Genomic DNA, 13364 nt, shown 5'->3' with positions numbered 1-13364 from the left:
TTTGTAAAAAGAGCTGTGTAAACTTTATATAGAATATCTTTTTTGCTATTATATTGTTATCAACTTTTATGAAGGAATAGCTCTTTAATCACTTAACCTTAAGTGTTCTGAGATAGCTCTTGCGCTCATCAGAAATACGATAGCTCTCGCAGGCCTTCTGGATTGCCTTATTATGTGTCCAGGGATCAAGTCTGTGAGTCTCAATGTAAGTAATAGCTGTATCCCACTGCTTGACCAGCGCTTCTGCAAAGAGCCAGGCAGTCATCATATTGACATAATATTCATCCGATCTAAGGTCAGCTGGAAGGTCCAGGTATTCAGGTTTGAAGTCCTCACCCAGATAGTTGGCCATCAGTACCCTCATCCCGCAACGGCGGGTGTAGGGTGCATCGGATGCTATCCATTTCTGAACTCTCTCAATAAGTTCTCCCCTATGCTTTTTAAAACATACGGGCTTAACTGTATCATTGACAGACCAGTTGTCTATATAGGGCATGAATTTCTCAAGCTCTTCTATACACTTATCATAGTCCTTGATCTGGTTTATAAGCGTCATATGAAGGCAGTTTTCCTCAAACCATTTATGAGGAAGGGTTGCCATAAATTCAGGGACAACAGGGTCATCCTTAATCTGCTTAGCGATCTTCTTGTATTCTGGGAAACGAATACCTATGAAATTCTCTCTTGGTACATTGGGAATAAGTTTGGCAGTAAAATCTGCGTATGGAATATCCTGATGTTCAAAAAGAATCTGCTCCAGATCATTAAGTGTCATAGTATGTCCCCCTGTAGTTTTCTTATATTATACTACATTCTTCCTGATCACATCCCAGCCAGTGCATCGTTTATAGCCACTTCCTGGTAGCTCTGCCTGTCTGTTCCATGGCCTATCAAAGACCATGATCTTAAGGTCAGGCATATGATCAAAGAACTTGAAAGCCAGAGGTGAGTCCTCTACTGCATAGTCAAAATGCATCTTGTAGTAGTCCTCAAGCTCAAGGCTGAATTCACTATTCTTAATAAAACTGTCGCGTCCGTACTTATTAAAGCAGTAGAGTTTAACACGCTCCATACCATGCTGATCAAGCCAAAGTCTTGATGGCTCATAGGCACTGTATGGGCGGCCTGTGATGATTGACACATTGTGACCTGCATCAATCCAGCTGTTGATGGTATCAGAAGCTCCCGGAGTCTCCTCATAGCTAAGGAGAGCCTCCGGTTTATGAGCCTCGATCATCATATGATCATACTGCTCTTTTGTAAGTTCAAAAGATTTCTGAAGGTCGAAAAAGTTTATATCCTCATATGGAACGTCCTTGTCAAAAAGTTCCTTTACAAGGATGGTAAAGTGCCTTGCAGTCTCGCAGAGGCAATCGTCAAAATCAACGTAAATATTCATTACAATATAGCCCTTTCTTTTCATGAATATAGTACGTCTATTCTAACAGTATATTTCTTTTTTGCAAGAAGCTATTCTTACGCTTCAAATACATACACATTCCAGGAAAGTGGTTTAACATGAAGCTTAAGCTCGCCATCTTCAAAGGTATAGTCTTCCTCTTTTACCGGAATAAGCTTCTCGTCGTCCTCATATGTATTCTTGAGGTCCATATCATCTGTATGAAGCTTATATGCTGCCACAGGCTTGTAGCCGGCAAAGCCCTTGAGATCTACTGTGAGAGGATACTCAGTCTCCTCGTTTCTGTTAATAACAAATACAGTAACTCTCTTGTTGTCCTCATCCCAGGCACTTGCTGCATCGATGAAGTTAACGCCCTCTTTACCTGTGTACTGTGAAGTATCCTCGATAGCATAGCCAGGCATATCGTAGGTCTCACTCTCAACCTTGGTATCAAGAGAAACTCCCTTAGCGTACTCAAGGAGCTGCATGAATACGTAGTGAGAAGCTGATCTCCATACATGGTCATGGTTGGATGCTGCAAGAGCTGGAAGTCCGCCAGTCATACAGCCAATCTTAACTCTGTCAGCATGACGAAGAAGTGCCAACTGAACTGATGCCATAGAAAGCGCATGAAGCATATCTCCACCAGGGAACTGACGCTCTGGCATGTTGTCAGGATCGTGCAGAATATATCTTCTCTCAGGGTCGAAACGATAGTGGTTTCTAGCCATGTTGTATCTGCCATAGCCAGGGTGAAGTGGCATATTAGGTCTGATCATTGCACCATACTCATCAAAAGAGATCATGACCTTCTTAGGTGATCTGTGCTTGGAAGCCACGTAATCGATCATAGCAACTTCATTATTAATGAAATCTTCGTAGTATAAAGCGCCGCCAAGAAGAGCCTTGATATCTCCGGGAGGTGCACTGTGATAGTGATGAACTGATACATAGTCGACAACGTCGTAGCACTTGTTAAGAACTGACTCATCCCACTCTGGGAAGCCCTCCATGAAAGGAGCTGAAGATCCGCATACTGCAGTCTCTATTGTCTCATCAATCCACTTGATAGCCTTGGAAGTCTCCAAAACCTTGTGGCCGTAGCCTTCAGGATTCTTGTCCCAGGCACCAAGCTGCCATGGGCCATCCATCTCGTTGCCGAGGTACCACATCTTAACATTGTATGGATCCTCATGACCATTCTTTTTACGAAGGTCTGACCAGTAGGTTCCACCCTCGTGATTAGTGTATTCTACAAGATCCATTGCATCCTGAATGGTTCCTGTTCCCATATTAACAGTATAAAGAGCTTCTGTTCCTACCTTCTGAGCCCACTGAAGATACTCGTCGTGTCCAACATCATTGAGAATATACTGGTGCCAAGCCGGATCAAGATGAACCTTTCTCTGATCCCTTGGTCCAATAGAATCCTTCCACTGCCAGGCAGAAACGAAGTTACCACCGGGAAGTCTTACAGCTGGAACCTTAGTTTTCTTAAGAGCATCGATGAAGTCCCTTCTAAAGCCCTGTTCATCAGCTGTTGGATGCTTGGGATTGAACATGGTTCCATTAACCATAGTTCCAATCGGCTCCAAAAAAGCTGAAAACAGCCTATCTGAAATGTCACCCACTTTGTAGGCAGGGTGCACTGTAACCTTAGCATTCTGTGCCATTTGTCATACCTCCAAATCCCCAATATCTTTTATAAACAAATATGCGCAAGCATCAAAAAAACTCAATGCGTCACATATAAAAATGTAACACATTGAGCCTTATAAACTCCAAAACAATATTGTCATAAACAAGCCAATTATTGCTACTTTACAGAACTGTAACCCTGTTTCTGCCTGCAGTCTTGGAAGAATACATCGCCTTGTCCATACGATTGAACAGATCATCAAAAGAATCATCATCGCCAAGCTGGCTAATTCCAACTGAACAGGTAATGTGTCCAGCCTCTCCAAAATCCGCTGCTGCAACAGTCTTCCTGAGATCTTCTGCATACTCAAGGGCCTCATCATCTGAAACGCCGCTAAGAACAGTAACGAACTCTTCTCCGCCCCATCTGCCTACAGATGCATGCTTGTCCTGAGCAAAGCTCTTAAGCATGTCTGCAAGAGCCTTAAGAGTTGCATCTCCAACAGAATGTCCATAGTTATCATTGATCTTCTTGAAATTATCAAGGTCGATCATCATCAGAGATATTGTATCGCCGCCATTCTGATAGATATTGATGGCGTTCTGAATCTCTGTCTTGATTCCTCCATGATTGAAAAGACCTGTAAGAGGATCAACCAGTACGAGCTCCTCGTACTTCTTGAGCGTAGCCATACGCTCCATGACATCATCATTAATATCCTGAACCATGAAGACAAACTTGAAATCCTTGTCGCTTAAGGTCTGAACTCTGCTAAATATCAGCTTAACCCAGATATAAGTTCCCTCAAGATTCTTCATCATGCAGTCAAAGGTATTAGTGTGTCCCTGGTCAAGATTGGCCCTTAAGTACTCAGGATCTGTCAACTTAAGAAACTGCTCCTGATCATCAGGCCATATCATATTGACAGTCATAAGTCGCCACTGTGAGTACTTGATACTGGACTTGATCGTGTCTTCTGATATCTCAGTTACACTGATACTGCTGGTCGAATCCTTAACAAGATCAACAAACATAGAGAAAAGATATGTATTCTGGATAGTATTGACCTTTCTAGTGGTCATAATATCCTCAACAACCTCTTCATCATCAAGAACATCCATAGCAAATACGTACTTGTCCGTACCTTCAATTGGATATACATTCATCTGAATAACATATGGCGCGGTATTACCTTCCAAAAAGACCTTGAGTCTTCTGCTGTACTTACCCTTAAATTCGCCATAGTATGCAATGAATGCCTTATAATCTTCTGTTATTTCTTCCTGGGAATTATCTAGATGAAACCATAGTTTCTGTATCAGATCGTCGTAATCCCCCGTCTCATCCAACAAATCTACGAAAATGTTCTTGCGTGTTATAGCTCTATACTTCTTATCCGTCGTATCAACCATAACTATAGCATCAACATTCTCGTTTAAAAGAATTAGCAAATCCTCAGCGGTATAATCCTCGAGTGCCTTGTTTATCATACCCGTCCCCCCTTGCAAATATTCTTTCAAAACAACTTTTTACTATAGTTTTTAGTTGATAACATTATAACTTAAACGTTTAATACTGTTAATATTTTTTTATTTACACAAAGGGAACCTGCAAAAATTTTCTCTACAGAATCCTCAAAAAGAACCTTGATCTTGCCCTCAAGAACTGACTTAACTACGCCTGTTCCATACTTAACATGAGAAACCTCACAGCCCTCAGGAATAGCCTCTCTGATCTCATCATCAGTAAGCTCAGGAAGCTTAGGCTTAGGCGCTACTACAGTTCTTTTGATCATAGTTCCTGTAACGCCTCTGGCTGCTACGCTCTTACTCTTTGTTGCCTTCTCTTTGATTGCAAGTCCCTCTTTGATACAATCGAGGACGAACTCAAGATTTTCATTGGTAAAAAAGTAGATTACATGAGGAAGCTTTTTTTCCTCAGGGTTATTAAGAAGGCCCTTGTTACCGTTTCTGATAAAGAGCATAGCCTTACTGCCAACTTCCTCATACTGGGAAACAATAAGCTCGATTTCCTCTTTCTTGCTCTCTTTCAGAACGATGCCTGTTCCGGCCTCATCAGACTTTTTCTTTATAAGGTTGAAATCCTTCTCTGTAGCATAGAGCACGAATCTGCTCTGCATAATAGTCTTAACGTGTAGTGATGATCCACCCTTTGCAAACTGGCAGATGAATTTGTCCTGCGCATCCTCCCTTTCATATAGCTCGATCTCTTTCTCCTCGACGAGATCACAAACTTCTTCATAGATGTACAACAGGTTATTCATGGATTTTCCTCACTTACAATTTATTTTTTAAAAAACAACACGAAAATCCATTATACACTCTTAAAACTATTTTTCCATCGATTCACTGTTTTTTCACACTTAAAAAATATGTGAAGATGAGGATGAGGTCTGCCAGGATCCAGGCGGTAATCTCGCCGTAAAAGATGCCCTTGTAGCCTATGAATAGGGTGAGGACAACTGCGCAGAATACTCTCATGATAAGCTGTCCAAAGCTTGAGATCATTGGAACCAGTGTATTGCCGAGGCCCTGCAGGGATGCTCTCATAATATAGAGAACATACAGAAGCGGGTAAAAGATTCCGAGAATCAGGAGGTATTCCTGACCATAGACAAATATCTTGTCTGAAACTGTAGCTTCATCTACGAAGAGCTTCATTCCCTCTGTTCCAAAGAAAATCATGATAAAAGAGCATACAAGAGCTGTAACTACGCCCATAAGGACACTTATACGAACGCCACTTCTGATCCTGTAATGTCTGCCTGCGCCGTAGTTCTGTGAAACGTAGGCTACTACTGCCATTCCATAGGAGGATGCTGCAATCTCCAGAAGAGCGTAGATTTTGCCAGCGATTGTGTAGCCAGTGAGGAAGTCAATCTCAAACTGGTTGACACATCTGATTACGATAAGTCCTCCAATTGCAGTGATAACACTCTGAAGAGCCATTGGAAGGCCCACTGTAAGAAGCTCTTGTACCACTGCAGAACTACCAGCGGTGTGAACACTGATGTCATCGGTGCTCTTGCCCTCTGTGGTTACAGCGCCCTTTCTTGTGGTGTAGACATAATATCCGCAGATTACCATAACAAGGCACTCTGAAAGAACTGTTCCTAGAGCAGCGCCTGCAATTCCCATGTTCAGCACGCATATAAAGAAAAGGTCCAGGATTATGTTACATATAGAAGATATGGTCATGGCCATAAGATGAATCTGGCTGTTACCTCTGCTCCTGAGTACAGCTGCAAAAAACTGGTAGAACACGAGGAATGGGATTCCGGCAAAGATCACATCAACATAGGTCTTGGCATAGCTGAAGGCTTCTGTCTTGGTACCGATGAGCCTTAAAAGAAGCCCTGATGACACAAGGAGCCCAGCAACAAATACTATAGAGATCACAAGACAGATAAGTCTTGCCTTCTTATAATAAGTAGCAAAGTCTTTTTCGTTCTTTTCCCCAAACTTCTTGCCAAGTATAACTGAAAAGCCCTGAATAAGGCCAATCAAAAAGCCATTAACAAGGAATATGAGCCAGTCCGTTCCTCCAATTGCTGCAAGTCCTAGAGGCCCTATTTTCTTGCCGATAATAATACTGTCAACAACGGTGTATAGCTGCTGGAAGACATTTCCCATCATCATTGAAACTGCAAAAGAAAAGATCAGGCTAAAGGGGCTTCCTGTAGTTAGATCTTTGTCCTTACTAAACTTAAGATTCTTACCCATTAAAACTAAAACTCCAATACTTCTTATTTCTAATTCAATATACAAATATTATCTGTTAAAACAGATCAAGCGAACTGTCCAGATAGATTTCTTCTCTTACCTTGAGCTGATACTCAGGCCTAGTCATGTAATAGAGAAGGAACTCAAGGATTATTGCGCTTCCAAGGCTCCTTCCTTCAATCTTAAAATTAGAAAAACCTGCAGGCATATAGACGTCTCGGATGGCGTCTATTCCAATAAAACCAGGATTCTCCATGGCAAGAGAAAACCTGTAGCCCTTATCTGCATCAGGAGATACACATACGTGGTCTTCGCATTCCTCTCCAAGACTCTTACGGCTGACATTCTCGTAGCATTTCTTCCTGTCATAACAGCCAAACCAGCAGCACTCGTTACAGAGAAACTCTACCTTATCCTTATAAGCCTGAGGTAGTTCTTTTAACTTATCAATTTCTCTGTTAAGCCTGAAATCTGGAACCACATAGCTAAACTCTTCTCTGTTAAGCTCCTCCACAAGATCATCAAAGTCAGTTAACACCTTGGTGGTGGAAGATACAAAATAAAAGTCAGGGTATCTGTTTCTGATGTAATCAAGCAAAAGGTCCGAATGAAGGATGATGCCACTTGGAACATCGCCATTATGCTCGAACTGATCACAAAGAGCGTTGCATCTCTTATTAATAAGGTGACTCTCCTGAATCAGGGAATTGCTGAATGTGAGCCTTGCTGAAATCCCATACTCTCTCATAAGCGCAGCTACTTCCGTAGAACCTGCTTCACCAAAGCCTACTCTTCCGCCGCCCCAGATGCAATCCGCAGGCGCACCATAAATAGAGCCTATCTCGCACCAGTCATAGAAATACTCTCTATGCCCTTTGAAAAGAGGCAGAAACACCTTGTACAGTTCATAAAATTCAAATAGTCCTGGCAGATGAAAAACTGCCTTTTTCTCTATGCTCATAGGGACATTATACTAAAGAGCTCCCTATATATCTATTAGTAAGCGTTTTCATAAATTGAGGCAGGTTTTTGTGCAAAATACACAAGTTTTAGTTCAGTTTTTTGTCACCTTATCACACAATGCAAAAAGATTTGTAAAGCGTGCAAAATGTTGTTGCTTTTTTATTTGCACTTCCATATAATCTCCTTTGGTTTAAATAAATATCGGGCAAAGCAAGCGAAAGCTTGTGGCGCAAAGCTATAGGGACTTTAACATGTCAGCCAGTTGCATCTTAATTTTTCACGTTTATTAGGATTATCCGAAGCATGGACATGACTGCCCATGCTTTTTTTATGCTCTATATTATTGTTTCATAGTTAGTTTTTATAGATTGCGATGTTGCAATCGAAAAAGGAAGGAGAAAAAAATGAAAAGAAAAAGAAACATGGTCCGCACTATCATTTTGATAGCTACCGTACTTGCATGCCTTATGTGCACTCTTATCGGTGTAATCGGATACAACCACATTAAGAAAGCTTATTACACATCATTCTCAGAGGGACTTCGCGCAGCAGCAGTTCTTCTTGATAATCAGGTTACTCATCAGGTTGAGGGTGACTGGTCAGTATCTGAAGATGGTCAGCTCTTAAAGGGCGATATGGAAGTCCATGACTTGATCCAGGGTCAGCTCGATGATCTTAATCAGAAAACAGGAATGCACTTCACAGTATTCTATGGTGATACACGTTATGTTACTTCTCTTACAGATGCTACAACAGGTATGCGTATGGAAGGAACAAAGGCTTCAGATACAGTTATCTCTGAGGTATTAAAGGGTGGAAATGAGTACCTTGCAGATAATGTTGAAATAGCAGGTCAGGAATGGTATACATACTATCTTCCACTTAAGAACACAGATGGCACTGTCGTTGGTATGGTATTTGCAGGTCGTGACACATCAATCGTTGAGGCAAACCTTAAGAAGGCTGCAAACGCTATCACCCTTACATTTGTGATTTTCTTCTTCTTTAACTGGGGCGTAGCACGTATCATCATCACAAGATCAACAAGATCAATCCGCGACATCATCACTGGACTTAAGCAGCTTGAAGATGGTGATCTGTTCCTCTACATTGATGATCGTACATTTAACCGTAGAGACGAGCTTGGAACAATTGCTAACAGTACAGCACAGGTTCGTGACAAGCTTCAGGATGTTATCAGAACAACAAAAGAGCTTTCCGCTGACGTTACTAAGTCTGGTGTAAGCCTTGCAACTTCAGCAGAGACAGCTTCAAATGTTGCAGAGCAGGTAACAAGCGCAGTTGAAGATATCAGCCGTGGCGCAACTTCACAGGCTGAGAGCGTAGAAACTTCAGTTAACAACACTAACGAAATGGGTGATAGCATCGACGATATCACAGAGAGAGTTGGAGAGCTTACAGCTGCAGCTAGTGATATGATGACAGGTGCTAACCGTACAGTTGAGACACTTAACAACCTTATGACAACTAACCAGGGCGTTATGAATTCTATGCAGGATATCAATGCACAGATCCGCCTTACAAATGATTCAGTAAAAGATATTGCTGAGGCTTCAAACGCAATCACAGCTATCGCTGAGCAGACACATCTTCTTTCTCTTAACGCTTCTATCGAGGCTGCAAGAGCAGGCGAGTATGGTAAGGGCTTCTCAGTAGTTGCTACAGAGATTGGTAACCTTTCTAACCAGTCTAAGGAAGCAGCTGTATCAATCAAGAAGATCGTTGAGACTCTTGTTGGTGAGTCACAGAGGTCAGTTGAGACAATCGAGCAGCTCAGCGAAGATATGAAGGCACAGAACAGCCAGCTCACATCTACTAAGGATGACATGGACGCTGTAGTAGTAAATGTTAACAACGTAGATAACTCAACAAAGATGATCGCAGACAAGCTTAACACACTTAACGAACTCAAGAACAAGTTTGCAGATATCATGGCAGAGCTTTCAGCTATTTCACAGCAGAACGCAGCTTCTACAGAGGAGACAAACGCTTCTATGGAAGAGCTCAACGCTACATTCGCTCTTATCAGCGATGCTGCTGCAGAGCTCCGCAACATGGCAGAGACACTCAACGAGAAGATGGATTACTTCTCACTCGAGCAGATCTCAGCATAATAAATTCAGCCAAAACCTTTCTCCTTAAGGTTTTAAATACAACGGCAGATGACCAGATCATATATCCGGTCACCTGCCGTTTTTAAATTTACACGTTACAGTGCAAGGATTGTCATGAGGAGGAAGCTGGCTTAGGCGATGGTGTTGCAGGTCTGCTCGATCCAGTTGGCTTTGACGTCGGAGGAGTCGAGCTTGGAGCCGCAAATGATCATGCCTGTCATGCCGGTGATAGTGATGAACATGAATAGTAGTGGCAATGGGTGAAGAAGCCCGGAAACGAAGGCGGATAGCCTCCCTGTTATGCCGGCTACGATAAAGCCGATGATGAGAAGAACAAAGCCAACTGGCATTCCGATTCTCATCTGGAGGAACAAGGGCCATACGTTTTTGTGGCGAAGTACTACTATTACTTTCCATAATACTTTGAGCATTCCTGATACAAAGCATACCAGTGCGCCCAATAGAAGGAATAATCCTCCAATATTCTGCCACAAAAAAAAGGTGGCAACTCCAAACAAAATAACTGGGACTGCGTCAAAAAGCGCAAGTCCCATAGTAAAATTCTCAGGTACAATATCTTTATTCATTACAAATACCTCAAAACTCAAATCTAAAAAATCACGATATATCCAAGCACAAATTATGCAAAGTAACTCCAAAGGCCGTAAACGCCGAGGAATATAAGCGCTGCAGGAAGCACGATCTTAAAATACCACTTAAGCCCCCGGCTTACCTTAATGCCCTCTCCGCAGTTGACCTCTTCAAGGTACTTTTCAAAGCCCCAGCCATACTTGCAGGTACAGAACAGGCAGCTGATAAGAGCACCAATAGGAAGCAGAAGGTTACTAACAATAAAATCCTCTAAATCCATAACTGTGTTTCCTGCCTTGAGTGGCTGGAAAAAACTAAGAACGTTAAAGCCAAGGGCACATGGAATAGAGCCAAGTGTGATCACAAGACCAGCTATTAATGAAGCCTTTCTCCTGGAGCGTCCGAAAAGATCGATTGAAAAACTAACGTCGTTCTCAAATACACCGATCATTGTAGAAAGAGCAGCAAAATACATAAACAAAAAGAACAGACTGCCAAGTAATCTTCCGCCCTTCATGGATGCAAACACATTAGGAAGGGTTAAGAAAATAAGGCTTGGCCCCTTGTCTGGTGCAACTCCATAAGCAAAGCAGGCTGGAATAGTGATAAGTCCGGCAACTATTGCAACGAAGGTGTCAAGAGCTGCAACAATAAGTGCTTCTCCAACAAGGCTTCTATCCTTCTGAATATAGCTTCCGAAAATCCCCATACTGCCGATACCAAGGCTAAGTGTGAAAAAGCTCTGGTTAAGTGCGCCGTAGAGAACATTTCCAAGTCCCACCTTGCGTACATTCTCAGCATTTGGCATGAGGTAGAATCTGACACCCTCTCCAGCTCCTGGAAGTGTAAGTGATCTTATTCCAAGGCCTATCATAATAATGATAAGCGCCACCATCATGATCTTGGTAACTCTCTCAACGCCTGCTTCAAGGCCAAGGGAAGTAACCACGATAGTGATCAGCATAGTAACTGCCATAAATCCAATTAGAACTACAGGACCACTCATCATCTCCTGATATAATTCTTCTATCTGTTCAGGCATCTGACCTTCAAAGGCTCCCATAACTGACAGCACAAAGTATCTCAGTATCCAACCTGAAACAACTGAATAAAACATCAAAAGAAGGTAATTACCTGCGATAGCAAAATATCCGAAAATATGCCACTTTGAACCCTTTGGTTCAAGCTGCTTGTAAGCCAAAAGAATACTCTTTCTGGATGAACGTCCCATGGCGTATTCCATTGTCATAATAGGTACACCAAGGATCAGCAGGAATAGAACGTAAACAAGAACGAAAAGGCCTCCTCCGTTCTCTCCTACCATATATGGGAAGCGCCACACATTTCCTATTCCTATAGCGCAACCTGCAGACAACAGAATAAATCCCATTCTGCTGCCAAGTGTTTCTCTCTCTTTCATATCAAACCTCAAAAATTAATATATTATTACATAAAGTAATATATTAACATGTATGTCTGATAACCTCAAATCTTTGAAGTTTGATTTCGTCATCCTCAGTAATACCGCCCTTTTGCATGGCAATAGCCACCTGTTCCTCTACCGTATCAACACCTTCAAGGTCTGGTAAAAGAAGTCCTCTCTTCATACCACTTGAAACGATAACACCATATCTTTTCACATCAAGCTCATCTATAGATGAAATGTCCTGTGGTCTTCCCAGAACATCTACGTTTATCTCAAGCTCTTTGAGTTCCTCCGGTGCTATAGGTGAAAACCTTGGATCCCTTGTTGCAGCGCTGATGCCGTTCTCAATGATCTCTAGCGCCACATTATCCCTGGTCGGGGCGATTGTTCCGATGCAACCGCGAAGTCTTCCATTTTTGTGGATAGATACAAAAGCTCCTGCTCTGATGTTGAGCATCTCCGTAGTAACATAGTCAGGTACAGACATCTTTTTGCCTTTAACAACATAGTTAATGACTGTCTGATAGGCCAGTTTAACATAAGGATCAGGCTTGTTACTGAAAGCCTCAAGCTCTTTTTCCATATTCCTCTCAAGGTCCTTGTAATACTCTTTGAGAAAACACCTCTTGGAATCCTTGTCTCCTGGAATAAAGGTGCAGATTCCGTAGCCTACACCTGTTACGTCCTGGTGAGACAGCTTGGTAGCAGAAACTCTGACACCATCAAGGCATCCAGCCATTATGACAAAAGACCTATGCCCACACTCAGCAGCTCTCTCGCAGAACCCCTCTTCGAAATCAAGGAGTTCCTTAAATGCAGCTCTGGAGCATACATCCATTATCTTCTGGTCATAGACAGGCCCCTCTGGAGCATAACCATAAGGCCCATATTCCTGAAGCTTGTGGGAAAGATCGCCGCTTGCGATAACTACAGCCCTGCGGCCGCACTTATCTACAGCTTTCTGGATAATCTGACCAAGCTTATAATGGTCAGTTAATGGAAGGCCGGAAAGTCCTATTCTGACTATATTCCCGCCTTTATATTTCTGTCTGATAAACCACAAAGGAACCATAGTTCCATGGTCTAAATCCCTATCAACTTCACCAAGAGTTCCTGCAGGAAAATCCTGTTTCCTTGCAATGCTCTCTATTTGCATTACAAGCTCCATATCGTAAGCTTCGAGGAATTTGATCCCGTCTGCTCCAAACTGGGCAAAAGAACCAGTGGCAGCATTCCCTGGTGAAATATGAAAATAATCTGAATACATAGTAGCGTGGGGACTGGTGATGATGATAGTCTCAGGCTCGAGCTCAGCCACCATGTCCGCCACTATATTATATGCATTTGTTGTCTCTAAAATCTGGGCTTCGCCGCCTCTGCCGATCTGTGGAACGATCAGCGGAGGATGCGGAACCATAAACGCACCCACAATTGACATTCGTCTTCTCCCCAATCAAATTAGAAA

The 13364-nt window shown here is 42.4% G+C and carries 11 protein-coding genes and 1 riboswitch; of the genes, 1 reads left to right on the top strand and 10 read right to left on the bottom strand.

The window, feature by feature from the left end:
• Positions 1-88: 88 nt before the first annotated feature.
• From IJI01_RS06315 to IJI01_RS06285, 7 genes are all read right to left on the bottom strand, one after another.
• Entirely contained in the window at positions 89-775 is a 687-nt protein-coding gene (locus IJI01_RS06315) for a DNA alkylation repair protein (RefSeq protein WP_292187492.1), read from the bottom strand.
• A gap of 27 nt (positions 776-802) precedes the next feature.
• Positions 803-1399, bottom strand: a complete 597-nt coding sequence (locus IJI01_RS06310; protein ID WP_292187489.1) for a 5' nucleotidase, NT5C type — start codon at positions 1397-1399, stop codon at positions 803-805.
• 77 nt (positions 1400-1476) lie between these two features.
• Positions 1477-3075 (bottom strand): alpha-L-arabinofuranosidase C-terminal domain-containing protein, encoded by a 1599-nt coding sequence (locus IJI01_RS06305; protein WP_292187486.1) that lies wholly within the window; start codon positions 3073-3075, stop codon positions 1477-1479.
• A 148-nt stretch (positions 3076-3223) separates the two neighbouring features.
• The gene (locus IJI01_RS06300) at positions 3224-4531 is read right to left on the bottom strand and encodes a GGDEF domain-containing protein (protein WP_292187483.1); all 1308 of its coding nucleotides are present in this window, start codon (positions 4529-4531) and stop codon (positions 3224-3226) included.
• 71 nt (positions 4532-4602) lie between these two features.
• Positions 4603-5325 carry a hypothetical protein gene (locus IJI01_RS06295; RefSeq protein WP_292187480.1) on the bottom strand — a complete coding sequence of 241 codons (723 nt, stop codon included), beginning with the start codon at positions 5323-5325 and terminating at the stop codon, positions 4603-4605.
• Between the two features lie 82 nt (positions 5326-5407).
• The gene (locus tag IJI01_RS06290; RefSeq protein WP_292187478.1) at positions 5408-6784 is read right to left on the bottom strand and encodes an MATE family efflux transporter; all 1377 of its coding nucleotides are present in this window, start codon (positions 6782-6784) and stop codon (positions 5408-5410) included.
• A gap of 55 nt (positions 6785-6839) precedes the next feature.
• Complete coding sequence (locus IJI01_RS06285; RefSeq protein ID WP_292187476.1) at positions 6840-7745, bottom strand: hypothetical protein; 906 nt, start codon at positions 7743-7745, stop codon at positions 6840-6842.
• 196 nt (positions 7746-7941) lie between these two features.
• Positions 7942-8017: riboswitch (cyclic di-GMP riboswitch) on the top strand.
• 134 nt (positions 8018-8151) lie between these two features.
• On the opposite strand from IJI01_RS06285, the gene IJI01_RS06280 reads away from it, so the two are divergent.
• On the top strand, positions 8152-9882 hold the full coding sequence (locus IJI01_RS06280; RefSeq protein WP_292187474.1) for a methyl-accepting chemotaxis protein: 1731 nt from the start codon (positions 8152-8154) through the stop codon (positions 9880-9882).
• Positions 9883-10013: 131 nt separating this feature from the next.
• On the opposite strand, the gene IJI01_RS06275 is transcribed toward IJI01_RS06280, so the two are convergent.
• From IJI01_RS06275 to amrA, 3 genes are read right to left on the bottom strand one after another with little or no spacing between them, the layout of a single operon-like run.
• Positions 10014-10469 carry a hypothetical protein gene (locus IJI01_RS06275; protein ID WP_292187472.1) on the bottom strand — a complete coding sequence of 152 codons (456 nt, stop codon included), beginning with the start codon at positions 10467-10469 and terminating at the stop codon, positions 10014-10016.
• Positions 10470-10522: 53 nt separating this feature from the next.
• On the bottom strand, positions 10523-11893 hold the full coding sequence (locus IJI01_RS06270; RefSeq protein WP_292187470.1) for a sodium-dependent transporter: 1371 nt from the start codon (positions 11891-11893) through the stop codon (positions 10523-10525).
• Between the two features lie 43 nt (positions 11894-11936).
• Complete coding sequence (amrA, locus tag IJI01_RS06265; protein WP_292187467.1) at positions 11937-13337, bottom strand: AmmeMemoRadiSam system protein A; 1401 nt, start codon at positions 13335-13337, stop codon at positions 11937-11939.
• Between the last annotated feature and the right edge of the window lie 27 nt (positions 13338-13364).

It is taken from the genome of Butyrivibrio sp., assembly GCF_017433805.1.
GTDB lineage: Bacteria > Bacillota > Clostridia > Lachnospirales > Lachnospiraceae > Butyrivibrio.
Note: the sequence above shows the minus strand (reverse complement) of the source record. Positions and strands in the feature narration are given on the sequence as shown.

Bases quoted from the DNA above. Each gene is read 5' to 3' on its own strand.
- IJI01_RS06315 (WP_292187492.1), bottom strand. From the start codon at position 775: ATGACACTTAATGATCTGGAGCAGATTCTTTTTGAACATCAGGATATT.
- IJI01_RS06310 (WP_292187489.1), bottom strand. From the start codon at position 1,399: ATGAATATTTACGTTGATTTTGACGATTGCCTCTGCGAGACTGCAAGG.
- IJI01_RS06305 (WP_292187486.1), bottom strand. From the start codon at position 3,075: ATGGCACAGAATGCTAAGGTTACAGTGCACCCTGCCTACAAAGTGGGT.
- IJI01_RS06300 (WP_292187483.1), bottom strand. From the start codon at position 4,531: ATGATAAACAAGGCACTCGAGGATTATACCGCTGAGGATTTGCTAATT.
- IJI01_RS06295 (WP_292187480.1), bottom strand. From the start codon at position 5,325: ATGAATAACCTGTTGTACATCTATGAAGAAGTTTGTGATCTCGTCGAG.
- IJI01_RS06290 (WP_292187478.1), bottom strand. From the start codon at position 6,784: ATGGGTAAGAATCTTAAGTTTAGTAAGGACAAAGATCTAACTACAGGA.
- IJI01_RS06285 (WP_292187476.1), bottom strand. From the start codon at position 7,745: ATGAGCATAGAGAAAAAGGCAGTTTTTCATCTGCCAGGACTATTTGAA.
- IJI01_RS06280 (WP_292187474.1), top strand. From the start codon at position 8,152: ATGAAAAGAAAAAGAAACATGGTCCGCACTATCATTTTGATAGCTACC.
- IJI01_RS06275 (WP_292187472.1), bottom strand. From the start codon at position 10,469: ATGAATAAAGATATTGTACCTGAGAATTTTACTATGGGACTTGCGCTT.
- IJI01_RS06270 (WP_292187470.1), bottom strand. From the start codon at position 11,893: ATGAAAGAGAGAGAAACACTTGGCAGCAGAATGGGATTTATTCTGTTG.
- amrA (WP_292187467.1), bottom strand. From the start codon at position 13,337: ATGTCAATTGTGGGTGCGTTTATGGTTCCGCATCCTCCGCTGATCGTT.